The organism is Microbacterium aureliae (genome assembly GCF_054780155.1).
Window position 1 is genome coordinate 116,212 of record NZ_BAAGWW010000003.1, and the last position, 25,075, is coordinate 141,286.

29 protein-coding genes and 1 tRNA gene are annotated in these 25,075 nt (G+C 71.5%); 9 read left to right on the forward strand and 21 right to left on the reverse strand.

Annotated features, from left to right (window positions below; translation table 11 throughout):
- Positions 1-21: 21 nt before the first annotated feature.
- From ACYVF4_RS12770 to ACYVF4_RS12800, 7 genes are all read right to left on the reverse strand, one after another.
- The gene (locus ACYVF4_RS12770; protein WP_460723370.1) at positions 22-558 is read right to left on the reverse strand and encodes a PilW family protein; all 537 of its coding nucleotides are present in this window, start codon (positions 556-558) and stop codon (positions 22-24) included.
- Positions 555-899: a type IV pilus modification PilV family protein gene (locus ACYVF4_RS12775; RefSeq protein WP_460723372.1), complete on the reverse strand. Its 345-nt coding sequence runs from the start codon at positions 897-899 to the stop codon at positions 555-557. The genes ACYVF4_RS12770 and ACYVF4_RS12775 overlap by 4 nt, the downstream gene beginning before the upstream one ends.
- 23 nt (positions 900-922) lie before the next feature.
- Positions 923-1,387, reverse strand: a complete 465-nt coding sequence (locus ACYVF4_RS12780) for a prepilin-type N-terminal cleavage/methylation domain-containing protein (protein ID WP_460723374.1) — start codon at positions 1,385-1,387, stop codon at positions 923-925.
- Between the two features lie 275 nt (positions 1,388-1,662).
- Positions 1,663-1,962 carry a DUF1905 domain-containing protein gene (locus ACYVF4_RS12785; RefSeq protein WP_460723376.1) on the reverse strand — a complete coding sequence of 100 codons (300 nt, stop codon included), beginning with the start codon at positions 1,960-1,962 and terminating at the stop codon, positions 1,663-1,665.
- Entirely contained in the window at positions 1,959-2,366 is a 408-nt protein-coding gene (locus ACYVF4_RS12790) for an SRPBCC family protein (protein ID WP_460723378.1), read from the reverse strand. The genes ACYVF4_RS12785 and ACYVF4_RS12790 overlap by 4 nt, the downstream gene beginning before the upstream one ends.
- Positions 2,367-2,424: 58 nt before the next feature.
- The gene (locus ACYVF4_RS12795) at positions 2,425-4,092 is read right to left on the reverse strand and encodes a PxKF domain-containing protein (RefSeq protein ID WP_460723380.1); all 1,668 of its coding nucleotides are present in this window, start codon (positions 4,090-4,092) and stop codon (positions 2,425-2,427) included.
- A gap of 265 nt (positions 4,093-4,357) precedes the next feature.
- Complete coding sequence (locus tag ACYVF4_RS12800; RefSeq protein ID WP_460723382.1) at positions 4,358-4,894, reverse strand: hypothetical protein; 537 nt, start codon at positions 4,892-4,894, stop codon at positions 4,358-4,360.
- Positions 4,895-5,025: 131 nt separating this feature from the next.
- Between ACYVF4_RS12800 and ACYVF4_RS12805 the strand changes: the two genes are divergently transcribed.
- From ACYVF4_RS12805 to ACYVF4_RS12815, 3 genes are all read left to right on the forward strand, one after another.
- Entirely contained in the window at positions 5,026-5,643 is a 618-nt protein-coding gene (locus tag ACYVF4_RS12805) for a GNAT family N-acetyltransferase (protein ID WP_460723384.1), read from the forward strand.
- 120 nt (positions 5,644-5,763) lie between these two features.
- Positions 5,764-7,179 (forward strand): HNH endonuclease signature motif containing protein, encoded by a 1,416-nt coding sequence (locus ACYVF4_RS12810; RefSeq protein ID WP_460723386.1) that lies wholly within the window; start codon positions 5,764-5,766, stop codon positions 7,177-7,179.
- Positions 7,180-7,344: 165 nt separating this feature from the next.
- Positions 7,345-7,758 (forward strand): DUF1294 domain-containing protein, encoded by a 414-nt coding sequence (locus ACYVF4_RS12815; protein WP_460723388.1) that lies wholly within the window; start codon positions 7,345-7,347, stop codon positions 7,756-7,758.
- Between the two features lie 155 nt (positions 7,759-7,913).
- On the opposite strand, the gene ACYVF4_RS12820 is transcribed toward ACYVF4_RS12815, so the two are convergent.
- Both ACYVF4_RS12820 and ACYVF4_RS12825 read right to left on the reverse strand, forming a co-directional pair.
- Complete coding sequence (locus tag ACYVF4_RS12820; RefSeq protein ID WP_460723390.1) at positions 7,914-8,906, reverse strand: aldo/keto reductase; 993 nt, start codon at positions 8,904-8,906, stop codon at positions 7,914-7,916.
- Positions 8,907-8,953: 47 nt separating this feature from the next.
- Positions 8,954-9,568: an LOG family protein gene (locus ACYVF4_RS12825; protein WP_460723392.1), complete on the reverse strand. Its 615-nt coding sequence runs from the start codon at positions 9,566-9,568 to the stop codon at positions 8,954-8,956.
- 133 nt (positions 9,569-9,701) lie between these two features.
- Here ACYVF4_RS12825 and ACYVF4_RS12830 point away from each other — a divergent pair, with 133 nt between their 5' ends.
- On the forward strand, positions 9,702-10,277 hold the full coding sequence (locus ACYVF4_RS12830) for a TetR/AcrR family transcriptional regulator (RefSeq protein WP_460723394.1): 576 nt from the start codon (positions 9,702-9,704) through the stop codon (positions 10,275-10,277).
- On the forward strand, positions 10,274-11,371 hold the full coding sequence (locus tag ACYVF4_RS12835; protein WP_460723396.1) for a glycosyltransferase: 1,098 nt from the start codon (positions 10,274-10,276) through the stop codon (positions 11,369-11,371). Before ACYVF4_RS12830 ends, ACYVF4_RS12835 begins: the two co-directional genes overlap by 4 nt.
- On the opposite strand, the gene ACYVF4_RS12840 is transcribed toward ACYVF4_RS12835, so the two are convergent.
- Both ACYVF4_RS12840 and ACYVF4_RS12845 read right to left on the reverse strand, forming a co-directional pair.
- Positions 11,364-12,722 (reverse strand): MBL fold metallo-hydrolase RNA specificity domain-containing protein, encoded by a 1,359-nt coding sequence (locus ACYVF4_RS12840; RefSeq protein ID WP_460723398.1) that lies wholly within the window; start codon positions 12,720-12,722, stop codon positions 11,364-11,366. The two genes, ACYVF4_RS12835 and ACYVF4_RS12840, sit on opposite strands and share 8 nt — an antisense overlap.
- 50 nt (positions 12,723-12,772) lie before the next feature.
- The gene (locus ACYVF4_RS12845) at positions 12,773-13,420 is read right to left on the reverse strand and encodes a mismatch-specific DNA-glycosylase (RefSeq protein WP_460723400.1); all 648 of its coding nucleotides are present in this window, start codon (positions 13,418-13,420) and stop codon (positions 12,773-12,775) included.
- Between the two features lie 204 nt (positions 13,421-13,624).
- Here ACYVF4_RS12845 and ACYVF4_RS12850 point away from each other — a divergent pair, with 204 nt between their 5' ends.
- Together ACYVF4_RS12850 and ACYVF4_RS12855 are read left to right on the forward strand one after the other, a co-directional pair.
- Complete coding sequence (locus ACYVF4_RS12850; protein WP_460723402.1) at positions 13,625-14,668, forward strand: winged helix DNA-binding domain-containing protein; 1,044 nt, start codon at positions 13,625-13,627, stop codon at positions 14,666-14,668.
- Positions 14,665-15,408: an SDR family oxidoreductase gene (locus ACYVF4_RS12855; RefSeq protein WP_460723404.1), complete on the forward strand. Its 744-nt coding sequence runs from the start codon at positions 14,665-14,667 to the stop codon at positions 15,406-15,408. Before ACYVF4_RS12850 ends, ACYVF4_RS12855 begins: the two co-directional genes overlap by 4 nt.
- Positions 15,409-15,565: 157 nt before the next feature.
- Here ACYVF4_RS12855 and ACYVF4_RS12860 read toward each other — a convergent pair.
- Positions 15,566-15,639 (reverse strand) — tRNA-Pro (locus tag ACYVF4_RS12860).
- 107 nt (positions 15,640-15,746) lie between these two features.
- Between ACYVF4_RS12860 and ACYVF4_RS12865 the strand changes: the two genes are divergently transcribed.
- Together ACYVF4_RS12865 and ACYVF4_RS12870 are read left to right on the forward strand one after the other, a co-directional pair.
- Positions 15,747-16,340 (forward strand): GNAT family N-acetyltransferase, encoded by a 594-nt coding sequence (locus tag ACYVF4_RS12865; protein WP_460723406.1) that lies wholly within the window; start codon positions 15,747-15,749, stop codon positions 16,338-16,340.
- A gap of 14 nt (positions 16,341-16,354) precedes the next feature.
- Complete coding sequence (locus ACYVF4_RS12870; RefSeq protein WP_460723408.1) at positions 16,355-16,726, forward strand: RNA-binding S4 domain-containing protein; 372 nt, start codon at positions 16,355-16,357, stop codon at positions 16,724-16,726.
- Positions 16,727-16,732: 6 nt separating this feature from the next.
- Here the strand turns inward: ACYVF4_RS12870 and ACYVF4_RS12875 are convergent, their stop codons facing one another.
- The 9 genes from ACYVF4_RS12875 to xerD all read right to left on the reverse strand — a co-directional run bounded on the left by ACYVF4_RS12875 (position 16,733) and on the right by xerD (position 25,075).
- Positions 16,733-17,635: an NUDIX domain-containing protein gene (locus ACYVF4_RS12875; RefSeq protein WP_460723410.1), complete on the reverse strand. Its 903-nt coding sequence runs from the start codon at positions 17,633-17,635 to the stop codon at positions 16,733-16,735.
- 10 nt (positions 17,636-17,645) lie between these two features.
- On the reverse strand, positions 17,646-19,181 hold the full coding sequence (gene der, locus ACYVF4_RS12880; RefSeq protein WP_460723412.1) for a ribosome biogenesis GTPase Der: 1,536 nt from the start codon (positions 19,179-19,181) through the stop codon (positions 17,646-17,648).
- The gene (gene cmk / locus ACYVF4_RS12885; protein ID WP_460723414.1) at positions 19,171-19,875 is read right to left on the reverse strand and encodes a (d)CMP kinase; all 705 of its coding nucleotides are present in this window, start codon (positions 19,873-19,875) and stop codon (positions 19,171-19,173) included. The genes der and cmk overlap by 11 nt, the downstream gene beginning before the upstream one ends.
- A complete protein-coding gene (locus ACYVF4_RS12890; RefSeq protein WP_460723416.1) occupies positions 19,868-20,995 on the reverse strand; it encodes a prephenate dehydrogenase in 1,128 nt (375 codons plus the stop codon). The genes cmk and ACYVF4_RS12890 overlap by 8 nt, the downstream gene beginning before the upstream one ends.
- Positions 20,992-21,783, reverse strand: coding sequence for a pseudouridine synthase (locus ACYVF4_RS12895; RefSeq protein ID WP_460723418.1), 792 nt, complete (start codon positions 21,781-21,783; stop codon positions 20,992-20,994). The genes ACYVF4_RS12890 and ACYVF4_RS12895 overlap by 4 nt, the downstream gene beginning before the upstream one ends.
- A complete protein-coding gene (gene scpB, locus ACYVF4_RS12900; protein WP_460723420.1) occupies positions 21,780-22,364 on the reverse strand; it encodes an SMC-Scp complex subunit ScpB in 585 nt (194 codons plus the stop codon). The genes ACYVF4_RS12895 and scpB overlap by 4 nt, the downstream gene beginning before the upstream one ends.
- Entirely contained in the window at positions 22,354-23,178 is an 825-nt protein-coding gene (locus ACYVF4_RS12905) for a segregation and condensation protein A (RefSeq protein WP_460723422.1), read from the reverse strand. Before ACYVF4_RS12905 ends, scpB begins: the two co-directional genes overlap by 11 nt.
- The gene (locus tag ACYVF4_RS12910; RefSeq protein WP_460723424.1) at positions 23,162-24,043 is read right to left on the reverse strand and encodes a ParA family protein; all 882 of its coding nucleotides are present in this window, start codon (positions 24,041-24,043) and stop codon (positions 23,162-23,164) included. Before ACYVF4_RS12910 ends, ACYVF4_RS12905 begins: the two co-directional genes overlap by 17 nt.
- A gap of 96 nt (positions 24,044-24,139) precedes the next feature.
- Positions 24,140-25,075 (reverse strand): site-specific tyrosine recombinase XerD, encoded by a 936-nt coding sequence (gene xerD / locus ACYVF4_RS12915; RefSeq protein WP_460723426.1) that lies wholly within the window; start codon positions 25,073-25,075, stop codon positions 24,140-24,142.

The following is a 25,075-nucleotide window of genomic DNA, read 5'->3' on the forward strand; positions in this document are numbered from 1 at the left end:
GTCGGCTACGGAGACGGTTCACTACCAACATGAGTCGTTGGTTCCTTCCTGTACCGATCGTGGCGAGACCTGTCCTGCGAATCTGACGGGCGCCGATTCGGTCTCGATTTCGAATGCGTAGGTCACGACATCCGTCCCCGACTCGGCGAAAAAGGGAATAGCTCCTTGCGGGAGGATGCCGGTCTCCCACTCCGGCCAGAGATCCGATGTTGCCAGCGTCGCGCTGGCTCCTGAGAACCTAGCCACACCCCCCGAGTCGCTGGAAAGTCGGAAGCCCTGGCACTTCAGCGCTCCGGTCAACGAAGTGCTTACACGAAGTTCCCGCCCGCTGTCGGACACCTGGACGAACAACCCGTTCCGAACCGCACGCTCGATTGCCGCGCTGACGAGCTGTCCACGGTTGGTCGCCTCAGACGCGGAGATGACTTCTTCCTGTGTCTGCCAAGACCGCGCGAAAATAGTGGCGATCCCCATCAGCACGATTCCTGACACAACGATCGCAACGATGAGCTCAATGAGTCCGAGCCCATCGTCCCGATCTTCGCGCCGTAGAGTCATGGAATGAAAATTCGTGCCGTTGTGGAAGCCAGAGTGTCACCGTTCTGAACGATGGAAAGATTGAGCGTCGCCGCCACTCCAGAGGCGCATCCGCTCAGACTGCCAGTGCTGGTCATCGACGCGCCCTTCCCGTCGGTCGCTGTGCGGCCAATGACCGACGGGATGGTGGTGCAGTCCTCCAGCTCGCGCGCTTCTTCGACGAGCGAGTTTAGAAAGCGCGTGGCAGTCGCAGCGGAGGATTGCTCCGATGCAAGCTGAATGCCCTGCCACAAGGCAGGGAGGATCGTCATCGCGATGATGCCAAGCAGCATCATCGCGATGACGACCTCGACGAGACTCAAGCCTGCGTCAGCCTCAGCTCTGGTCAAGGAGTGGCAGGAGTGGTCCAACTGTTCGCAGCACCCGTGCATCCAGGTCCAGCCTTCGCCCACGGCGTCGTTGCGCCAGTCTTGGTAGCGGTGACACAGACGTCGTCTACGGCCGACGCGTCGTCGTTGGCCGTTGTCAGCGTAACTTCGGCGTTCGAACCAGCCGCGATGGCGTTCGCAACAGTCGAGGTGGTGTCGCTGTCGCCAACCGCGGCGGCTACTGCGGTTGCGCCATTTGCTGCCGCGGCCGACATCGCGTTCTGTTCAGCCTGTGCCTGAATCGCTCCGAACACCGGAATGGCGATAGCGACGAGGATGCCGAGGATGACAACGACGACAATGAGCTCGATGAGCGAAAAGCCGGCTTCGCGACCCTCTTCCTCACGACGAGCCTTCTCGGCCGCGATGTAGTTCTTGATGAATGCACGCATGAGCGCAGTACTCCCCTGTTTGTTGGACATGACAAGCCCCGAGTTTCACGATTCGTTCGGACTGGATCCCCAGTGATCCGCGAACTGTCCTAGGAAACGATCAACTCAGTTGTGGGGACGGCCTGCACGGGTGTGATGCCACTGTTCCCCCTGCCGACGATCCTGGCGTTATCCGTCCCCCTGCGTCAACGAAATCCGCTGTTGCTTCGGTAAAGAATCCCTCAGGAAAACCCCCACCCGGATGTTAGCGGGATCGTGTTACTCGTGCGAACAGAGTGAGAGTTGTATATCGGATCACGATCTGGTCACGCGTCGACGACCACCAGCTGGACGGTAACTGGGCCCTCGTCTGCAAGACCTTCAGCGTCGCGCACGGACTTCTTCAGCGGGAGCACGTACGTGCCGAGGCCCTTGTCGGGGAAGATCGACGTCGCCCACTCTGAACCCCCCACGCGAACGCGCACCCGTACAGAGCCGAAGCCGCGGGTCGGGCGTGGGATCTCGCGGATCTCCTCACTCAGTTCGGGCGGCAGCGCGGCGAAGTACCACGAGGAGTCCTCGCGGCCTGACCAGCGAAAGACCGTGGAGTCGAACGCGAAGTTCACGCGTATCGCTCCACCAAGCGGGAGAGGCAGTCGGACCACCCCTGCCGGTGCGATGCGAACTCTTCGGGGGTGCGCAGCCCGGAGTGGACGACGCGCACGCGCGTGGAACCGGCATCCGCTGTATCGAGACTCACCTCGACCTCGGAGCTGAAGTCCTCGCCCTCCCACGCCCACTGCAGCCGCATCACGTGCGGCGGGCTGAGCGACACGATCGTTCCGAGCACGGCCATGTCGGCCGGTACGGAACGCACCAGCCAGGTACCCGACGTCTCGGGCACGATGTGCGCAGCGGGCTGCAGGCGCGGCGGCCAGAACCACTCCTCGACCGCGGCCGCGTCGGTCCAGTCGTTCCACACGGTGTCGAGCGGAGCGGCGACACACACTTCTTCGGTGAGCTCGTCCATGTGGTCAGCGTATGCGGGGTCACGGGATCGCGGTACGGCGAGTTTCGCCCCACGACACTTACTTGCGGAACGACACGTCGAAGGTGTGCGTCGAGCCGTCCGAGAGCTCCATCACGAACTGGCCCGTGTGCTGGGCCCACGCCTTGCTCGTCTTCCACACATAGGTATAGGTGTCGGTCGAGGGGTCGTACGACAGGCCGGAGTTGCCGGCCGCCGCAGCATCCACCCACTCCCCCGTCGGGTTGAGCACCGTGCCCTCGTCGCGGAACCGCGCCGACACGAGCACCTCGAGGCCCCGGTCGCCGCCGAGCGAGAACTTCACGGGAATCGCCTGCCCTGCCTTGGCGAGGTTGGGCTCGCCATCGGCGACGGGCGCGAGGAAGCCCGAGAACGGGAACGCGTCGGGGATGCCGAGCACGAACGGAGAGAAGCTCGACGTCGTGCCGCACACCACCCCGGGAGTCCGCGAGGTCGTGATCTGCTGCCACTGGAACAGCACCGAGTCGAAGTGGTAGATGTGCGGCGGGGTCGCGAACTGGTCGCGGTCGTACGCGAAGCAGACGGTGACCGCCCCGTCGAACTCGACAGTCGAGTCGATGTGCAGGTACAGCGGCGGATCCGACGTCAGCTGGAACCCGGTCGGCAGCGGCCCGGTCGAACTCGGGATCACCGTGGTCTCGCCCGCGCTGGCGTCGGTCGGGAACGTCAGCGACACGGTCGTGGATTGATCGACGGGGATCGCGACCGGCTCGGTCGGGTTCGCGGGCGATGCGGCCGACAGCACCGTCGACGGCTGACTCACCTCGAAGTCGTCGTAGGTGCCGGCCGGCCAGTACCGCTCGGCGCGCACTCCCGCGAGCAGCTGGTAGATGCCGTCCGCGGTGCCGGGCGGCACGGTGAAAGTCGCCGCCAGACTGCCGTCGGGCGCCACCGTGCCCTCGCCCACCTTGATCGAGCCGACGGCGAGCACGCCGCCGAAGATCTGCACGAACGCGTAACTGGTGTCTTGGGTGATCCACAGCTCAAGCTGCTCGCCGGGTGGCAGATCGGATGCCGTGACTGTCGCGGTCACGCCCGCGAAGACCTCGGGGATCGGACCGCTGCCCGACACCGTGGCACGCTGACCCATCGCGGCCGAGATGTTGTCGAGATCGCCGCCGCCCAGGTCTGCCGGCACGTGCCGGCCGGGAGTGGTGATAGACAGCAGCGGCGTTGCCGCCGGCGCTGCAGCGGGCGCGGGCTCGGGCGCGCTCTCGAGCTCGAAGATCGTGATCGTGTGCCCCGACCACGCCGGCAATCCGTCGGCGAAGCGGCCGGTGCCCACCATCGACTGGCCGGGCAGCAGTTCGTACCAGAATTCCCCGGCGAGTCCGACGTCCTCGGCCGCATCGCCGAAGGCACCCCAGCCTTCCGGCATCCAGATCTCGTCGATGACACCGGGAGTGACGAGGTCGGTGCCGAGCGCGAAGTAGCGCGGGCGTTCGGATTCGTTTACCACATCGGGGCGGTAGATCGGCATCTCGTCGAGGACCTCGGGGCCGCCGAACGGCGAGAAGGTCGAGGTCGCCGTCTGCCACGACACCGTCGCGTCGTCGACGACGACCGACGAGTGCGGCTGCCAGTCAGGTGGGGGCGGGCCGTCGGCGACGGCGGGGGCGAGCACGCCCCCGCCAAGGAGTGTCGCGAGGGCGACGGCGAACACGGGACGGAACGATCGGACGGCCATGACCGGAACCCCTTGCCGCGGCGGATGGCGCGACGCCGCAACGCTGCGACGGCCCCACACCGTCGATGGGATCACTGTCCTCCCGCGCGGGCGCGAGATCAAGAGGGGTGGATGCCGGGTGGGAGAGTTCGCGGCGGGGCGGGCGGGAGGGTTCGCGTCGCGGCGGGGCGGGGGTGGTCGGGTGCGCCGCCTCCTCGATCACCGGGCGGGTGCCGGGTGATCGACGCTGGGCAGCTGCAGTGTCAGAAGGTGGGAAGCTGCAGGGTCAGAAGGTGGGCAGCTGCAGGTCGAGCACCTGACCGGCGGCGAGGTAGAGGGCGCCGGCGAGCGAGGCTACCGCGAGCAGCAGCGCGATCGCGGGCGCGATCCAGCCGGTGCGGCGGCTGATGCCGACGACCAGCGAGCCGATCGCCAAAGCCGACGACAGCACGAGCAGCACCACAGCGAGGGCACTGGCGATACCGGCGAGCATCACATCGCTCGCGCTGAGCCGCCACAGCGAGGCGCCGGCGGCGACCATGCCGAGGCCGGTGAAGACGAGTGATGCGGCGACGAGTCGGTTGCGACGTGCGGGGACGACCACCGGCATCCGATCGCCCTGGGCAGCAGTACCGGCAGCCCAGCCCGGGCGGTGAGCCGGAGTCTGCGGAGCGAAGCGCTCACGAGCGGGCGGGACGAAGCCGGGCACCACGACGTTGTCGTGAGCGGAGGGCGGGGTTCGCCGCGAGGCGGGGCCGTCGGAGTTGTTGCGGGACGAGCGCAGCATGGGCTGCGCAGGCGCGTACGGCGAGAGCGTGTTCATGTCTTCTTCCCCAGCGAGAGTCATCAGGTTCTTCCCACAAGAACCGGTTCGGGGATCAAGCTACTCCGGGAGTCCCCGGCGGAACCGCAATGTCGCCTGGATTTTTCGCTGAGAATCCGTAAGTTGGGCGCATGCCGGGGAGGACGAGGGCGGGCGACATCGACGGGCTGCGGATCGTACCCGCGAACGAAGCGTCGTGGGATGACCTGCAGGCGATCCTCACCGGCACGGCCGGACGCTGCCAGTGCCAGCGTCAGCGCCTGGGCGACCGCGACTGGTGGTACCTGCCCGTCGCCGAGCGCGGTGCGATCCTGCGGGCCGAGACCCACTGCGACGACCCGCGCGCGACCGAGACCATCGGGCTGGTCGGCTACCTCGACGACGAGCCCGTGGCGTGGTGCGCGGTCGACCGGCGCTCGGTCTACGGACGCCTGCGCGGCTCACCGGTGCCATGGAAGGGCCGCACCGAGTCCCGCGACGACCCGCATGTGTGGGCGATCCCCTGCCTTGTGGTGCGGCGCGGGTACCGAGGGCGCGGGCTGACCTACCCGATGGTTGCGGCGGCGGTGACGCACGCGCGCTCGCGCGGAGCGCACGCGATCGAGGGCTACCCGATGGTCACCGGCGGGCAGGAGATCACGTGGGACGAGATGAGCGTCGGCGCCGTCGGCCCCTTCCTCGCCGCCGGATTCCGCGAGGTGAGCGCGCCGACGAAGCGACGACGGGTCGTGCGGTTGGAGTTGGCTTAGTTTCGTATCTTTGTTCGCGCGCGTTCGGTGTCGCAGTCAGTACTGGACTGGCTGCGCGGCTGGCAGTGGCGGCATCCGCTCCAAGATGCAATGTCGGAGGCCCTCTCTAGTATCGAAGACATGATCGATAACCCGACATCGCATGAGGTGGATCCGCTCGCGCCGATCCGCGATGCGCTGTCGGCTCTGCAGGCGGCGTGGACGGGTCAGGATGCCACGGGCACAGCCCCCGCCACCGTCGAAAGCCTCGGTCGGTCTCGACTCGTCGCGGCGAACGACGCGCTCGGTGTGCTCGCCCGTGCGGTGAACGGGCTGCAGGCCGCGACCGCCGCCGAGATCGCCCGCGAGTCGCGCCCCGAACTCGGGCCCGACGCGCTGGCCAAGCAACAGGGGTTCCGCAACCCGGTGACGCTGATCGCCGCCAGCACCGGAACGACGATGGGCGAGGCGAGCCGTCTGGTGAAGGTCGGGCAGGCGACGGCTCCGCGCACGTCGCTGACCGGCGAACCCATGCCCGCCAAGCACCCCTACGTCGCCGAGGGCCTCAAGTCCGCGTCGATCGGAACCCAGGCGGCTTCGCTCATCATCACGATGCTCGACCGGGCGGCGCTCCGCGCCGACGCGGGGGCGCTGCAGCAGGCCGAGAAGACCCTCGTCGAGCAGGCAGCCGGACTCTCGCTGGACCTGCTGAAGAAGGTGATCGCCCGCGCCGAGGCGTACCTCGACCCCGACGGCATCGCCCCGCGCGAACGCGACGCGCGCGGCGACAGCGGGCTGAAGATGTGGGAGCGCGACGGCATGTTCCACCTCGAGCTCACGTGCGACGTGCCGTCGGGCGCGCCCCTGAAGCTCGCGATCGAGGCCGGCGTGACCGCCGACTACCGGGGTGCGTTCGGTCGGGGCGAGCGCGCCGGGGATGATCCCGGGCCGCTCGGCTCCGAACCCGACCTGCGCTCGCACCCGCAACGGCAGCTCGACGCCCTGCTCCGGCTCGTCGCCCATGCCGTGGGCTGCGACAACAACGATCTGCCCCTCAGCGGCGCCACGGTCGTCGTGCGCATGACCCTCGACGACCTGCAGACCGGCGACGGACCCGCCCTGATCGACGGCATGGACACTCCCATCAGCATTGCCGCCGCCCGCCGGATGGCTGCCGGCGGCGGTGTGATTCCGGCGGTGTTCGACTCGCGCGGAGAACTTCTCGACTGGGGCCGCCAGAAGCGGTTCTTCACGAACGCTCAGCGTCTCGCGCTCGTCGAAAGAGACGGCGGATGCAGTGGCTGCGGCGCTCCGCCCGGCATGACCCGCGCACACCACCTGGACTGGTGGGTGCGTGACAGCGGCAGAACCGACCTGTCCAAGGGCGTGCTGCTCTGCGAATCCTGTCACCACCGGATCCACGACAACGGGTGGGAGATCCGGATAGACGGCGGAACCATCGCCGCGAGAGTGTGGTTCATCCCTCCCCCGCACGTCGACCCGGAACGCACCCCGCGCCTCGGCGGCCGCGCCCGCTACGACTACACCGCCGCCTGACCCCGCGCTGCCCGGACGCTGAGCGAGCGCAGCGAGACGAAGCGCCCCCGGATGTGCGGCGGATTTCGGTACGCCGGCTGCGCCGGCTACTCAATCGCCGGGGTGGGCCCCTCACCGGACGCTGAGCGAGCGCAGCGAGACGAAGCGCACCCATAGACTCACGGCGTGAGACCCTCGCCCGCCCTCGCCCGCGAACGCGACTTCACCAAGCCGCTGCCGGCGGCCCTCAGCTGGATCGCGCTCGCCGCCTTCGCCGCAGCCCTCGCGGTCGCCTACGTCGCCCTGTCACTGCCATGGTGGATGCCGGCGGCGTACGCCGCGCTCAGCATCCTCTCGTTCGCCACCTACGCAGCCGACAAGGCCGCCGCGAAACGCAACCGCCCCCGCGTCGCGGAGCGAACGCTCCTCGGGCTCGACCTACTCGGCGGGTGGCCGGGGGCCCTGGTCGCGCAGCAGGTGTTCCGGCACAAGACCCGCAAACGGGCGTACCGGCGAACGTTCTGGGCGCGGGTGGTGCTGAACGTGCTGGCGCTCGGGATGCTGGTCGTCCTGCACCGCGCAGGGGTGCTGCCGGTCTGAGGGTCGGGGTGCGCTTCGTCTCGTCGCTGCGCTCCTCGCTCAGCGACCGGAACCCACAACATCCCGGACGCTGAGCGAGCGCAGCGAGACGAAGCGTCGGCCACCCCGTGCGCTTCGTCTCGTCGCTGCGCTCCTCGCTCAGCGACCGGGACCGGTCACCACTGCGGGTGGATGGCGGCGCGAAGGCGACGGTCGTACACCTCGCGCACGGCCGCGTCGAACCCCTCGACGTCGAAGCCGCCGTCGACGAGGGCCGCGGCATCCGCGTTCGACGACGCCTGGTCGATGTTGCGCGCACCGGGGATCACCGACGTCACACCCGGACGCGTCGTGATCCACGCGAGGGTCGCCTGCGGCAGGGTCACGTTCGCCGGCAGCGCCGACGACAGCTCGGCGACCGCGGCCAGGCCCTCCTCGAAGTCCACGCCCGAGAAGGTCTCGCCCTTGTCGAACGACTCCCCCTGCCGGTTGTAGGTGCGGTGGTCATTCGCGTCGAACGTCGTCGACGCCGAGTACTTGCCCGACAGCAGCCCCGACGCCAGCGGAACCCGCGCGAAGATCGCGACCCCCGCCGCCTGCGCGGCCGGCAGCACCTCGTCCATCGGCTTCAGGCGGAACGGGTTGAAGATGATCTGCACGTTCGTGACGTTCGGCCGCGCGATCGCGGCGAGCGCCTGCGCCGTCGTCTCGACCGACACCCCGTACGCCGCGATCGCGCCGTCGGCGACCAGCGCGTCCAGCGCGTCGTACGTGCGGTCGTCCTCGATGACCGCGGTCGGCGGGCAGTGCAGCTGCACGAGGTCGAGGGTGTCCATGCCCAGGTTCGTGCGCGACCGGTCGGTCCACGCGCGGAAGTTCTCGGGCGTGTAGTTCTCGGGCTCCTGCGCCATGCGCCGGCCCATCTTCGTCGCCACGACGATGTCGTGATCGGGATGCGCCGACAGGAACCGCCCGATCAGCGTCTCACTGCGCCCGTCGCCGTACACGTCGGCGGTGTCGAAGAGCGTCACGCCCGAGGCGACGGATGCCGCGAGCACCGCTTCTGCATCGCTCTCGCTCACCTGCCCCCAGTCGGCACCCAGCTGCCAGGTGCCGAGGCCGATCGCCGAGACGGTGCGGCCGGTGCGGCCGAGGGGGCGCTGCTGCATGGGATCCTCCGTGATCGCGGAATCCCAGGATCCCACGCACACGCAGGTCAGGGCTCGATGAAGGGCAGATCGGATGCCGACATCTCGGCCCCCGGCGACAGCAGCACGCGCGGCGGCGGCTGGTACGCCTGCATCCGGTCGAGCACATCGTCGATGTCGTCGCCGATCACGAGCATGTCGGTGTAGCGACGGTGGGTGAAGCCGTGGTCGCGCATGTTCTCGACGAGCGTGACGAACGGGTCGTAGTAGCCGCCGATGTTGAGCAGCCCGCACGGCTTCTCGTGGATGCCGAGCTGCGCCCACGTCCACTGCTCGGTGATCTCTTCGAGGGTGCCGGGGCCGCCGGGCAGGGCGAGGAACGCGTCAGCCCGCTCGGACATGATCATCTTGCGCTCGTGCATGCTGTCGACCACGACGAGCTCTGACAGGTGCTCGTGCATCGCCTCGCGCGCCTGCAGCGCCCGCGGGATGACCCCGGTGACCGTGCCGCCGGCGGTGAGCGCGGCGTTCGCGGTCGTCCCCATGAGTCCCACGTGCCCGCCGCCGTAGACCATGTGCAGGCCGCGGTCGGCGAGAGTCGTGCCCACGTGCGCGGCCTGTTCGACGTACAGCGGGTCGAATCCCGGCGCCGAGCCGCAGAAGACGGTGACGGTGTAGCTCATGCATCCGGACCGTAGCAGCGGAGCGGGTCGCGCGCGTTTCCCGCGCCGGGCGCGCGCGGGCATCGAGCGCGCGCCGGTCATTTCGCGTGAGTGCCTATTGACACCAAATCATCACGGGCGTACCGTGCGGGGCATGGGCGAGACCCGCACCTACACTCAGACCGCTCGCGCCGCGACCACCGCCGCGACCCGAACGGCGATCATCGACGCCACGATCGCCGCTGCCCACGAGCTGCTGACCCTCGAGATCACTCTCGACCAGATCGCCGCCCGCTCGGGCGTGAGCGTGCAGACGATCCTGCGGCACTTCGGCAGCAAGGACGCCCTGTTCGCCGAGGTCGGCACGGCGGCCAGCGCCCGGGTCGTCGAGGATCGCCGCGTCACCCCCGGCGACGTCGCAGGCGCCGTCCGCGCCGTCGTCGAGCACTACGAGCAGTGGGGCGAGCTGATGGTGCGGCTCGTCGCGGCGGAGCTGAGCGACCCGCGCGTCCGCGACGTCACCGACGCCGGCCGCGCCACCCACCGCCGCTGGGTCGAAGACAGCTTCGGCCCCCTGCTGACCGGTGACCGCGACGCGGCGGTCGATCTTCTCGCCGTGGCCACCGACCTGCAGGTGTGGAGCCTGCTGCGCCGAGACCGCGGCCTCTCACCCGCCCTCGTCCAGACCCGCATGCGCGCGCTCGTGGACGCCATCCTGGAGTCGTCATGACCACGGTTCTCTTCGCCACCCTCGACGCCGGCGGGAACCTTCCGCCGGCCCTCGCCCTCGCCCGCGCGGTGACGGATGCCGGTGGCACCGCCCGCTTCATCGCCTCACCCGCTCAGCAGGCCACGATCGCCGCGGCCGGCTTCGCCGTCGAGCCCTACGCCACCGCGCGGCCGTTCGTCGCAACCCAGGCCGGCTCGCTCGTCGCCGGCGCCTGGCGCCAGGCCCGCGCGTTCGCGGACCGCGCCGCCGGACGCGACATCGTCGCCTCGTACCGCCGCTCGCCGACCGACGCCGTCGTCGTCGACTGCCTGCTCGTCGGCGGCATGGCCGAGGTCCTCGCGGCGGGGCTTCCCGCCGTCAGCCTCGTCCACACCCTTTTCAGCTTCTTCGAGCTCGCCGTGAACGGCCCTCTCGGACGGGTGATCCGGATGCGGGGCGTCGACGCCGCCGCCATGCTGCAGGCCCCGCGCCACAAGCTGATCACCGCGATCCCCGAGTTCGAGTCCGAGCTGCGGAGCGAGGGCCTACATCACATCGGTCCGATCGAAGCCATCGGGGCCGTCCCGGCTGAGCCCCGCGAGCCGCGGATCCTCGTGAGCCTCAGCACCACCGCCGTCCCGGGGCAGGACCGGATGCTGCAGCGCATCGTCGACGGGCTCGCCGGGGTGCCGGCATCCGTGCTGGTGACGACGGGGCCCGCGATCGACGCCTCGCGCCTTCGCGTCCCGCCGGGGATCGAGGTGCGGGATTACGCCGACCATGCCCGCGAGCTGCCTCACGTGTCGCTCGTGGTCAGCCACGGCGGGCACGGGACGACCGCGCGGGCCCTGGCCCACGGCATCCCGGTGCTGGTGCTGCCGGCCCACCCCCTCACCGACCAGCCAGCGATCGCCGCCGCCGTCGAGCGGCTCGGGGTCGGCGCCGCGCTCCCCCGCACAGCGTCGCCCGCGGCGATCCGGGCCGCGGCCGAGCGGCTGCTCGCCGACGGGCCCGAGCGGCGCGCGGCGGCCGCCCTGGGCGAGCGCCTGCGCGCGATGGACCCCGCGGGCGCGGCGGTGGCGGTGCTCGCGCAGGCCGCGGCGGCCGTCAGATAGACACGGACTCGCCCAGCTGCGGCACGCGGACGTTCCACCCCAGGCGCCATTCGATCTGCTGGCGCAGGGAGTCAGCGGCCTCGGGCTCGCCGTGGATCAGAAACGTCCGGCCCGGCGGCTGGGGCGCGGTCTGCATCCATTCGAGGATCTGACGGCGGTCGGCGTGCGCCGACAGCGACCCGAGCTGGTGCACCTCGGCTTCGATCTCGACGTCGCGGCCGAAGATCCGCAGGCTCCGCTCCCCACGCTGCAGCGCGGCACCGCGCGTGCCGCCGGCCTGGAAGCCGGTGAGGATGATGGCGTTGCGCGGATCGCCGCCGTACGCGTCGACATGGTGCAGCACGCGGCCGCCCTCGAGCATTCCGCTGGCCGAGATGATGACGCACGGGCCGCCGCGCAGATTCAGCAGCTTGGAATCGTCGACGGTGCGCACCAGGGTCGGCAGGGCGTACATGCGCGCGAACTCGTCGTCGCCGATGCGGTGCTCGCCGCGGTGCCGCCGGTAGATCTCGGTGGCGTTGACCGCCATCGGAGAGTTCAGGAACACCGGGACGTCGGGGATCCGCCCCGCCGTCCGCAGCCGCGACAGCTGCAGCAGCAGCGACTCCGCCCGCCCCACCGCGAACGCCGGGATGATGACGACGCCGTTCTTGCGGCACACGCGCGTGATGACGTCGGCGAGGATGTCGGCCGGGTCCTCCTCGGCGTGGTCGCGGTCGCCGTAGGTCGACTCGGCGACGAGGACGTCGGCGGCCTCGAGCGGGCGCGGCGGGTTCATCAGCGGGTCATCGCTCCGGCCCAGGTCGCCGGTGAAGTGCACGGTGCGGCCCTCCGTCTCGACCCGCACCTGGGCGGCGCCGAGGATGTGGCCGGCGGGCACGAACCTCACGCGCACCCCGCCCAGATCGACCGCCTCGTCGAACGGGTGGGTGACGAACCGGTCGACGGCGGCGTCAGCATCCGTTCGGGTGTACAGCGGCTCGGGACGCTCGTGCTTGGAGGTGTGGTGGCGGGCGCGGAAGCGGGCCTCCTCCTCCATGAGGTAGCCGCTGTCGGGAAGGATGAGGCCGCTGAGCTCGGCCGTGCCGACGGTGGAGTGGATGCGGCCGCGGAAGCCGTTCTTCACCAGCGCCGGCAGATACCCGGTGTGGTCGAGGTGGGCGTGCGTGATGACGACGTCGTCGATGCTCGACGGCGGCACCGGGAACGGCCTGCGGTTGCGTTCGCGCAGAGCCTTGAAGCCCTGGAACAGCCCGCAGTCCACCAGGATGCGGCGGCCCCCGCCCTCGACGAGGGTGCGGGATCCGGTGACGGTGTCCACGGCGCCGTGGAAGGTCAGTCGAGCGGTCATGTCGCCTCCGTCGCTCACGCTACGCCCGCGGCACAGGTCCGCGACAGGACCTACGGCCCGGCGCCCGGCCCCGACTCGAGTCGCACGGACGGACCGGAAACAGCGGGTGATCTCGTCCCGATCACGTGATCTGGTCGGATGCCGGCGGCCCGGGCGGGCGCGGCGTACGCCTCGGCGAGAGTGGCCACGGTGTCGTGGGCGTTCAGTCCGCTGGGATTGGGGACGACCCAGAGCTCGGCGTCCGCCAGCGACTCGTCCTGAAGGCCCGCGGTCGCCTTCGGCCGCTGGAACCCCTGGCGGTAGGCGGTGAGTCCGACGACGGCGACGACCCGGGGCTGCCAGCGCTGCGCGGCACGGGCGAGCGCGGCCGCACCCTCGCGCAGCTCGTCGCGCGTGAGCTCGTCGGCACGTGCGGTCGCGCGGCGGACCAGGTTCGAGATCCCGATGCCGGCATCCAGGAACATCCGCCTGTCGGCCTCGGCCATGCCGTCGTCGTCGATGTGCGGCAGGCGCGGGATGATGCCCGCCTGCACGAGCGCCGGATAGAACCGGTTGCCCGGATAGGCGAAGTGCGCCCCTGTCGCCGCCGTCCACAGGCCCGGGTTGATGCCGACGAACACCAGCCGCGGCCGCTCGGGCATGAGGTCGGGGACGCTGCGGCCCCGGAAGGCCTGAAGCTCGGCGCGCGTGAAACCCATGGTGACCGCCAGCCTAGGGTGGCGGGCCGGGGGTGCGGCGGGCAGGGTGCGGCGGGACGCCGGTTCAGAACTCCACCGATCCGGATGCCGGGGACCCGGGAACCCGGCCCTTCCCGCCCGAAGGACCCGGGTCCGTGGAGTCCTGCACACGCGCAGTCCCCCACAAACCCGCGCACGTCGGCAGCGGCGGCTAGCCTGAGCCACGTGACGGTGGACCTCGACCCGGCGACGGCCCGGCGGCTGCGGTGGCGGGCGCAGCTGCTCGGCGGCTCGCAGCTCTCGCCGACCGAGGTCGTGCGGCACATGGTCGCGCTGCAGGGCCAGGACCTGCCGGCGGTGCTGCGGGCGATCGCCCTGCGTTCCCGCGGCGGCGTCGCCGACGTCGTGGCCGCTTTCGACTCCGGCGACCTGGTGCGGGGCTGGCCGATGCGCGGCACCCTCTTCGCCACGACCCCCGACCGGCTCGCCGCCCTCCTCGCCCTCACCGGCGACCGCATCCGCCAGTCGACCGTCCGCCGCCGCGCGCAGCTCGACCTCGACGACGCCACGATCCACCGCGCCCGCGACCTCGTCGCCGACGCTCTCACCATCCACACAGGCCTGCGCCGGTCCGAGGTGCTCGAGCTGTGGCAGACCGCCGGCATCCCCACCGCTGCCGGCCGCGGCTACCACCTGCTCATGCACCTGTCGGTCGCCGGCGTCGTCCACTGGGGAGCCCTCACCGGCACCGAGCAGCTGCTCACGCTCACTCCGGCGCCGGACGCGGCCGACCCCGAGGCGGCGCTGCCCGGCATCGTGCGCGACTACGTCGGCGCGCGCGGTCCGGTCACGGTGGCCGACCTCGCCTGGTGGACGAAGCTGCCGAAGACGCTGCTGCGGCGGGCCGCGGCATCCGTCGATGATCTGGTCGAGGTCACCGTCGACGGCGCGCCGGCGTGGATCCTCGGCGAGCCGGCCGACGCCGAGAAGACCGGAGTCACCCTCGTGCCGGCGTTCGACGAGTGGATCCTCGGGTACGCCGACCGGTCGCTCGTGGCGTCGCCGGCGATGCTGGCCGCGCTCGTCCCGGGGAACAACGGCGTCTTCCGCCCGGCGGTGCTCGTCGACGGCGAGGTCGTCGGCACGTGGCGGGCCGCACGCGGCCGCACGTCCGCGGCCGCCGAGCTGGTCGAGCACGTGCCGGCGCGAACACGGCGCGCCATCGAGAAGGCCGTCGACGCGTGGCCGTACGGACGGGAGGACGCATGAGGATCGCGATCGCCGGAGGCACCGGCGTCATCGGAGCGCTGACGGCCGCCGAGGCGACGGCGCGCGGGCACGAGGTCGTCATCCTCGCCCGGTCGCGCGGGATCGACCTCGTCGCCGGCACGGGTGTCGCGGACGCCCTGCGGGGTGCGGATGCCGTGATCGACACGTCGAACGTGGTGACGATGAACCCGGATGCCGCGACCGCCTTCTTCTCGGCCGTCACCCGCACCCTGCTCGAGGCGGAGCGCGCAGCCGGCGTCGGGAGACACGTCGCGCTGTCGGTGCTGGGCGTCGACCGTGCACCGCACGGCTACTACGCCGGAAAGCGCGCGCAGGAGCGTCTGGTCGAGCAGGGGCCGGTGCCGTGGGCGATCCTGCGCGCGACGCAGGTGCACGAGTTCGCGCCGCAGATGTACGCCGCCGCGCATATGGGTCCGCTGCACCTGGCGCCCCGCATGCGGACGCAGCCGATCGCCGCGCGCGAGGTCGCGGCGCGGCTGGTCACGCTCGCCGAGGCTCCTGCCCGCGGATACGTCGAGCTCGCCGGTCCGCGCGAGGAGTCGCTGCCCGACATGATCCGCCAGTGGGCGACGGCGACCGGCCGGCGCGAGTGGATTCCGGCCGTGTCGCTTCCCGGTCCGTACGGCCGAGCCCAGCGTGACGGCACGATGCTGCCGGGACCCGACGTCGAGCGCGGCACCGAGACCTTCGCCGCCTGGCTCGCCCGCACCACCGGCTGACCGCGCCGCGCAGGTCCCCCACCCGCGAGACTGCATCTCCAGCCCGAAACCACGGTGTCAGACCGCGGTCTCGGCACAGAGATGCAGTCTCGCGAGCGGGCGCGGCCAGCCCCACAAACGCCGAAGGGCCCGCCGTGAGGCGGGCCCTTCGTTCCGGTCGGGATGACAGGATTTGAACCTGCGACCCCTTGACCCCCAGTCAAGTGCGCTACCAAGCTGCGCCACATCCCGGACGTCCTCACCGGGGTGAAGACAACTCCCCTATCCTAGCCTCTTCGCCGCGCGCCCGCGAACCAGCGCGGTTGCCGCGTGTCGGAGCCCGCGACTACGGTCGCCGCATGAGTGGACACAGCGTGACGATCGCCCCGGCCACCGCCGACAGGTGGGACGACGCCCAGCACGCCCTCACCGGCGGCGGCGACGGGCGCAGCTGCCAGTGCCAGTGGTGGCTGATCACGGCTGCGCAGTTCAACGCCACCACCGCCGACGAGCGCAGGCGGATGCTGCAGGACGAGATCGCCGCCGGGCCGCCGCCGGCCCTCATCGCGTACGTCGACGGCGAGCCGGCCGGGTGGGTGCGGGTCGGCCCGCGCACGACGCAGCCGCGACTGGCACGCACGAAGGCGTATGCCTCGGTTTCGACCGAGCCGTGGGAAGACCCGTCGGTGTGGGCCGTGAGCTGCTTCGTCGTCCGCCGCGAGCACCGCGGCCGGGGACTCGCCGCCGCCCTGCTCGACGCCGCCGTCGCCCACGCGACCGCCGGCGGCGCACGGGTCGTCGAGGGCTACCCCATCGACCCGGATGCCGGCAGGACCCACTCCGCGAACAGCCTGTACCACGGCACGGTGTCGACCTTCCGCACGGCGGGCTTCCGCGAAGTGGGGCGCTCCCGCCCGGACCGCGTCGTCATGGCGCTCGACATCCCCGCGTGAGCGATGATGGGCGGATGACGCAATCCGTCCGGGTCGACGCGTGGCTGTGGGCCGTTCGCGTCTACAAGACCCGGTCGCTGGCCACGACGGCCTGCCGCGCGGGCCACGTGCGCGTCAACGGCGAACGCGCGAAGGCCGCCCAGCCGGTGCGGCCCGGCGACGAGCTGCGCGTGCGCATCAGCGGCTTCGACCGCATCCTCATCGTGAAGGCGCCGATCTCGAAGCGCGTCGGCGCCGCCGTCGCCGCCGAGGCGGTCGAGGACCGCACCCCGCCGCCGCTCCCCCGCGAAGAGACGCCGTTCGTCCCGATCCGCGACCGCGGCGCCGGCCGGCCCACCAAGCGCGAGCGTCGCGACCTCGACCGCCTGCGCGGCCGCGAGTCCTGACCCCGGTCAGTCGGGCAGCAGGTCCCGCAGCGTGCGGACCCCGCGGACGGCGGCACCGGCATCCGTCACCCGCTCGGCGAGCCCTCGGTCGCTGGTGATGACGGTGACGCGCTTGCCGAGTCCTGTCAGGCGCACGGTCTCGGCGACGACGGCGTCATCCCCGGATGCCGTCGCCCGCACCACCGCGACACCCTCGGCGTCGCCGGCGCTGCGGGCACGGCCTTCGGTGATCGCCGTCCACGACGGGTACCACGTCGCGCCGGGGAGTCCGACGAGCTCACCGTCGACGCCGTCCGCGGCGACCGCGGCGAGCCGGGCGAGAAGGCGCTCGGCGGCACCCGCGCGGTCCCGCCACCACCCGTCGGGGACGGCCCCCATGACGTTGGCGACGTCGACGACCACGGCGGGCTGAACACCGAGCATCCCGCGCAGCGCCGGCCAAGCCGCCTCGAAACCGGGATGAAGGGGCAACCGCTCGACGTCGGCGACCGGCACCCACGCCAGCTCGACGCTCTCGGGGTCGCTGATGACCGGCTCGAACGGCCGGACGACCTCGGCGACGAGCGTCGCGTAGCTCCAGTACCCGAGGTCGAGCACGCTCATCGCGTGGGGGCGGACGGCTCCGGCGGGCACGCCTGCCTCTTCGGTCGACTCACGGATCGCCCCGTCCCGCGCCGACTCGCCCTCGTGGCGGGCGCCGCCGGGAAGACCCCACGTGCCGCCGAAGTGGCTCCACGACACCCGGTGCTGCAGCAGCACGCCGCGCTCGGCGTCGTGGGCGAGCAGGCCGGCGGCGCCGAAGCGCCCCCAGTACTTCTCACCCGTGGGCGCGACCACCCACGCATCGCCGGGATCGCGCGGCCCGGACGGCCGGCGCGGCTCGCCGGCCCCGGGCTGCTCGATGGTCACCGGGCGGGCCTCAGCGCTGCCGGCGCTCGCGCACCCGCATGTTGATGACGATCGGCGAGCCCTCGAAGCCGTACAGCTCGCGCAGGCGGCGCTGCACGAAGCGGCGGTAGCCCGGATCGAGGAAGCCGGTCGTGAACAGCACGAATGTGGGCGGGCGCGTCGAGGCCTGCGTGCCGAACAGGATGCGCGGCTGCTTGCCGCCCCGCAGCGGATGCGGGTGCTCGGCGACGAGCTCCGACAGGAATGCGTTGAACTTGCCGGTGGGGATGCGCTGATCCCACGACTCCAGCGCCGTCTCGAGCGCCGGGACGAGCTTGTCGAGGTGACGGCCGGTCCGGGCCGAGATGTTCACGCGCGGCGCCCACGCCACGTGCGCGAGGTCCTGCTCGATCTCGCGCTCGAGGTAGCGGCGGCGGTCGATGTTCTCCATGTCGTCGTCGTTCAGGCGGTCCCACTTGTTGAAGGCGAGGACGAGCGCCCGGCCCGACTCCAGCACCAGGTCGATGATGCGGACGTCCTGCTCGCTCAGCGACTCGCTGACGTCGAGGACGACCACGGCGACCTCGGCCTTCTCGAGCGCGGCCGACGTGCGAAGCGACGCGTAGAAGTCGGCGCCCTGCTGCAGATGCACACGACGACGGATGCCGGCGGTGTCCACCAGCCGCCAGAGCTTGCCACCCAGCTCAACGACCTCGTCCACGGGGTCGCGGGTGGTGCCGGCCAGGTCGTTGACGACGACCCGCTCCTCGCCGGCGGCCTTGTTCAGCAGCGAGGACTTGCCGACGTTGGGGCGACCGAGGATCGCCACGCGCCGGGGTCCGCCGATCTCGGCGCGGGCGACCGCCGAGACATCCGGCAGCTTCTTCATGACCTCGTCCAGCAGGTCCGCGACGCCGCGGCCGTGGATGGCCGAGACGGGGTGCGGCTCGCCGAGACCCAGGTTCCACAGCGCGGCCGCCTCGGGCTCCTGGCGGGCGTCGTCGACCTTGTTGGCGACGAGGAAGACGGGCTTGCCGCTCTTGCGGAGCAGCTTCACGACGTGCTCGTCGGTCGAGGTGGCGCCGACCATGGCGTCCACGACGAACAGCACGACGTCGGACAGGTCGATGGCGACCTCGGCCTGCGCGGCGACGGAGCGGTCGATGCCCTTGGCGTCGGGCTCCCACCCGCCGGTGTCCACGAGCGAGAACCGCCGGTTCATCCACTCGGCCTTGTAGGTGACGCGGTCGCGCGTGACGCCCGGGGTGTCCTCGACGACGGCCTCACGGCGGCCGAGGATGCGGTTGACCAGCGCGGACTTGCCGACGTTGGGGCGGCCGACGATCGCGACGACCGGCAGCGCGGGCGAGAACTCGATGCCCTCTCCCCCGTCGGCGAGGCCGGCGAGCAGCGCCGCGTCCTCTTCGTCGAGCTCGTAGTCGTCCAGGCTCGCCCGCAGGGCGGCGGCGCGCTGGTCGGCGAGGTCGTCGTCGATGGCGTCGAGGGTCTCGGCGAGGTGGTCGTCGCTCGAGAAGTCGTCGTCGAGGGTGGGGTTATCAGCTGTCATGGGAGGCTCCCGCCTGGGTGGAGAGCGCCGCGTCGATGACGCCGAGGACGGCGTCGACGGTGTGCGCGAAGTCGAGTTCGGTGGAATCCACCACGGTCACACCCGGTGCCGCGGTGAGGAAGTCGACCACGGCGGAGTCCGAAGCATCCCGCTTCGCCAGCGCGTGCGCCACGTCCTTGGCGTCGTGCGAGGTCAGCTCGGCGCTGCGCCGCGCCGCCCGCACCTCGGGGGCCGCCGTCAGCAGGATCCGCACGGGCGCCTCCGGGGCGACGACGGTGGTGATGTCGCGGCCCTCGATGACGACGCCCGGGCGCCCCGAGCCGGCCGCGAGGGCGCGGAAGAGCGCCGTCGCCGACTGGCGGACCGCCGGCACGCGCGCGACGCCGCTGACTGCATCCGACACGCGGGGCTCGCGGATCGCCTCGGTGACGTCGGTGCCGCCGACGCGCACCCAGAAGTCGTCGGGGTCGGTCGAGACGGCGTAGTCGAAGTCGCCGGTCACCTCGAGCACGCTCGTGGCGTCCGAGGTGTCCACGCCGTGGTCCAGCGCGTGCCACGCCAGCGCGCGGTACGCCGCGCCGGTGTCGAGGTAGCCGTAGCCGAGCCGGCGGGCCACCTCTTTCGAGACGCTGGACTTGCCGCTGCCGGCGGGACCGTCGATCGCGACGATCACGGTGGGGGCGGGGTCAGTCATTGGTAGTGCTCGCAATCTTCCATCCGCGGGCTTCGAGCCCGTCGATCGCCGGGCGGACGGCGGTGGGCGTCACGCTGATCTCGGCGAGGCCGAACTGGGCGCCGGGCGAGTGCTCCAGGCGCAGGTCCTCGACGTTGACGCCGAGCTCGCCGAGCTCGCCGAACAGGCGGCCGAGCTGACCCGGCTTGTCGTCGACCATGACGACGATCGTCTCGAAGCGGCGGCTCTGGCCGTGCTTGCCGGGAAGCCGCTCGACGCCGTCGTTGCCGCGGCGGATCGTGTCGGCGATCGACCGGCGGGCGCCGGGGGCATCGGGCGCGCGGAGGGCCGCGGCGACGTCGGCGAGGTCGCCGGCGAGGGCCTCGAGCACGTCGACGACCGGGGCCGCGTTGGCGCCGAGGATCTGCACCCACAGTTCGGGGGCGGATGCCGCGATGCGCGTGGTGTCGCGCACTCCCTGTCCGGCGAGGCGCAGCGAGCCCTCGGGCGCGTCGACGAACCGGCCGGCGAGCAGGCTCGCCACCAGCTGCGGGACGTGCGAGGTGAGCGCCACCGAGCGGTCGTGGTCCTCGGGGGACATCTCGATCGGCATGGCGCCGAGATCCAGCGCCAGCCCCTCGACGAGGGCGAGGTCCGCCGCCGAGGTCTCCTCGTCGCGGCACACCACCCACGGGCGACCGATGAAGATGTCCGCGCGCGCGGCGATGGCCCCGCCCCGCTCACGGCCGGCGAGGGGGTGGGAGCCGATGTAGCGCGAGATGTCGACACCGCGCTCGCGCAGGGCACGCAGCGGCTCGAGCTTGACGCTCGCGACGTCGGTGACGACGGCGTGAGGGTAGGCGGCGAGCTCGCGCTGGATGACGTCGGCGGTGACGTCCGGCGGCACGGCGACCACGACGAGCGAGGGACGGTCGTCGTCGCGTGCGGGCCGGCCGGCGCCGTAGTCGACGGCGAGGCGCAGCTGGGCGGGCGAGGTGTCGGCGAGGGCGACGTCGACGCCGAGGGCGGACAGCGCATGGCCGATGCTCGAGCCGAGAAGCCCCGCGCCGACGATGCGGACGGTGCCGTGCACGCGCGCAGCCACGCGGGCGCGCGCGTGGGATGCCGAGGTGTCGGTCACGAGTTCTCCTGGGGGCCCTCTTCTTCGGGCGTGGCGGCCGCGCCTGCGGCTGTCGCCTGGCGCGCGAGGGTGAGAAGCGCGCCGCGCTCCACCTTAGTCAACTCGCGTGCCTTGCCGGCTGGAAGGGTTCCCAGGTGGAGCGGCCCGAACTTGCGCCGCACGAGCTCGACGACGGGGTGCCCGACCGCGGCCATCATGCGCCGGACGATCCGGTTGCGCCCGGAGTGCAGCGTCAGCTCGACCAGCGATCCGCCCCCGGCCGCCGACAGCAGCCGCGCCTTGTCGGCGGCGATGGGGCCGTCCTCGAGGTCGATCCCGCGGGTGAGCTTGGCGATGGTCTGCGGCGTGACGCGCCCGTCCACCTTGGCGATGTACACCTTCGTGACGCCGAAGGACGGATGGGCGAGCACGTGCGCCAGCTCGCCGTCGTTGGTCAGGACGAGAAGGCCGCTGGTGTCGGCATCCAGTCTGCCCACGTTGTACAGCCGCTCCGGCCAGTCCTTCGTGTAGCGGCGCAGGTCCGGGCGCCCCCGGTCGTCGCGCATCGAGCTGACGACGCCGGTGGGCTTGTTGAGCATGACGTACCGCTTGGACTGGTCGAGCTGGACGGCGGTGCCGTCGACGTCGACGAGGTCGGTATCGGGGTCGATGCGGGTGCCGAGCTCGGTGACCACGGCGCCGTTCACGCGCACGCGGCCGGCGACGATCAGGTCCTCCGCGACGCGGCGCGAGGCGACGCCCGCGTTCGCGAGCACCTTCTGCAGACGGATGCCGTCGGTCTCGCTCACCGGATCACCTCGCCGTCGAAGCCGCGGGCGCCGTCGTCGAGGAGCGGCGAGATGGGCGGCAGCTCGTCGAGGGAGTTGATCCCGAGGTGCCCGAGCAGCGCCTCGGTGGTGCCGTAGTGGATCGCTCCGGTCTCGGGGTCCGAGAAGCGCTCCTCGATGAGACCCCGCGACAGCAGCGTCCGCACGACCGAGTCGACGTTGACCGCCCGGATCGAGGCGACCTGGCCGCGCGTGATCGGCTGCTTGTAGGCGATGACGGCGAGGGTCTCCAGCGCCGCCTGCGACAGGCGGGCAGGAGCCTGCGCGTTGACGAAGTCGCTCACGAGATCGTCGTGCTCCTCGCGGACGTACAGGCGCCAGCCGCCGCCGACCTCGCGCAGCTCGAAGCCGCGGCGCGGGCCGCCGGCTTCGCCGTCGTAGTCGGCGACGAGCTGCTCGACGGCCTGGCGCACCGCCGGGACGGGCGCCGAGACGGCGGTGGCGAGGGCGACGAGGCTCTGCGGCTCGTCGACGATCAGCAGGATCGCCTCGAGGCGTCGGGCCACGCTCGCAACGGGCGGCGCGGAGGTGTCAGCGGTCATAGTCTGCTCCCAGGGTCGCGAGGTTCTCATCCGACCAGCGGTCTGCGGTCCAGCGCACGGTCAGCTCGCCGAGCGGCTCGAGCTGCTCGAAGCTCACCGCGGCGTGGCGGTACAGCTCCAGCACCGAGATGAACCGGGCGACGACGACGCCCGGCTGCGAGACGCCGGCGATCAGCTGGCGGAAGGTCGAGGTGCCGGCATCCCGCAGCAGGGTCACCACGATCGCCGCCTGCTCCCGGATGCTGATGAGCGGTGCGTGCAGGTGATCCAGCCGCACGTGCGGCACCTCTTTGGGCGTCATCGCCAGCAGGGCGAGGGCGGCGAAATCGTCGGGGCTGAGCGTCCAGACCAGCTCGGGCGCGGCGTTGCGGTACTTCTCGTCCAGGCGCACCGCGCGGGCGTGGCGGCGCTCCTCGCGCTGCAGGCAGCGGGCGAACCACGCCGAGACCTCTTTGAACGCGCGGTACTGCAGCAGCCGGGCGAACAGCAGGTCCCGCGCCTCGAGGAGTGCGACGGACTCGGCGTCGACGAGCTCGCCCTGCGGCAGCAGCCCCACGACCTTCATGTCGAGCAGGGTCGCCGCCACCACGAGGAACTCCGACGCCTCGTCGAGGTCCTGATCCGGCCCGAGCGCACGCAGATACGCGATGAACTCGTCGGTGACCTTCGACAGCGACACCTCGGTGATGTCGAGCTCGTGCTTGGAGATGAGGCTCAGCAGCAGGTCGAAGGGGCCGTCGAAGTTCGACAGCGCGACGCGGAAGCCCGCGGACTGCTCAGCCGGCTCGTCGTTCTCGTCAGGCGACGGCGCCACGGGCGACCAGCTCCCGCGCCAGCCGCAGGTAGGCCTGGGCGGCGGCGTGCTCGGGCGCGAACTCGGTGATCGGCATGCCCGACACCGAGGCGTCGGGGAACTTCACAGTGCGGCCGATCACCGTCTCGAGCACGTCGTCGCCGAACGCGTCGACGACCCGCTCCAGCACCTCGCGGGAGTGCAGGGTGCGCGGGTCGTACATCGTCGCGAGCACGCCGTCGAGGGTGATGCTCGGGTTCAGTCGGTCGCGGACCTTGTCGATCGTCTCGATCAGCAGCGCCACGCCGCGCAGGGCGAAGAACTCGCACTCCAGCGGGATGATCACGCCGTGGGCGGCGGTGAGGGCGTTGACGGTGAGCAGGCCGAGCGAGGGCTGGCAGTCGACGAGGATGACGTCGTAGTCGGCGGCGACCTTGCGCAGCGCCCGCGTGAGGATCTGCTCGCGGGCGACCTCGTTGACCAGGTGCACCTCGGCGGCGGACAGGTCGATGTTCGCCGGGATCACGTCGAGGTTCTCGACGGCGGTGTGGACGATGACGTCCTGCGGGTCGCGCTTGCCGTCCAGCAGCAGGTCGTAGACGGTCGGGATCTCATGGGTCGGGATGCCGAGTCCCGCCGACAGCGCGCCCTGCGGGTCGAAGTCCACCGCGAGCACCTTGCGGCCGTACTGCGCGAGCGAGGCGGCGAGGTTGATGGTCGTCGTGGTCTTGCCCACGCCGCCCTTCTGGTTGCACAGCGCGATGATGCGGGCGGGGCCGTGCCCGTCGAGCTTCGGCGGTGTGGGGAAGCCCCGGTAGGGTCGCCCGGTGGGTCCGATCGGCGTGTCCGCCGTCCCGCCCTTCGTGCTCGGCTTGCTGCCCGCCACCGATTCTCCTGCCGTCGCCTGCGTTCGCTCGATTCTAGTCACGCCCCCGCCCGAGATCCGGTCGGACGGTGCCGACGGCCGGGCGTGTCCGTCCCGCTAGCGCGCCCGCGGGTGCGAGGTGGCGTACACGTCGCGGAGCGCGTCGACGCTCACGTGCGTGTAGATCTGCGTCGTCGCGACCGACGCGTGCCCGAGCAGCTCCTGCACGACGCGGACGTCGGCGCCGCCCTGCAGCAGGTGCGTCGCGAACGAGTGGCGCAGCGTGTGCGGCGACACGTGCGCGGTGAGCCCGGCCCGCTCGGCGGCGCGCTGGATCACCGCCCACGCGCTCTGCCGCGACAGCGGCGCACCCCGCACGCCCAGGAACAGCCGGGACGTCGCCTTCCCCCGCCGCGACAGCTCGGGCCGCACGCGCGTGAGATAGGCGTCCACGGCGGCGCGCGCGTACGAGCCGACCGGCACGATCCGCTCCTTGTCGCCCTTGCCGCGCAGGCGCAGCACGTCGCCGTGCGCCAGGTCGTCGGCATCCAGGCGCACCACCTCCGAGACGCGGGCCCCGGTGGCGTAGAGCAGCTCGAGCAGCGCGCGGTCGCGGAGCGCAGCCAGCACCTCGTCGCCGCCGGACGCCGCGCTGTCCGCGCCAGCCGGGCCGGCGGCATCCAGCAGGGTCTCGACCTGCTCGATCGTGAGGGCCTTCGGCAGCCGGCGCGGCAGCTTGGGCGGACGCAGGCGCGAGGCGGGGTCCGCCTCTTCGAGCCCCTCGACGACGAGGAAGCGGTGCCACCCGCGCACCGAGGACTGCAGCCTCGCCAGGCTCGTCGCGGCGATCGGGGGCTTGGCGCTCGCGCGCTCGGCGGCGAACGCGGTCACCAGCGCCGGGGTCACCTCGGACGTGTCGCCGACCCCCTGCGAGACGAGCCACGCGGTGTAGCCGGCGAGGTCCCGCCGGTAGGCGGCGACGGTGTGCTCCGACAGGCCGCGCTCGATCGTGATGTGCCGCAGGTAGCGGTCCACCGCCTGATCGAGCCGCAT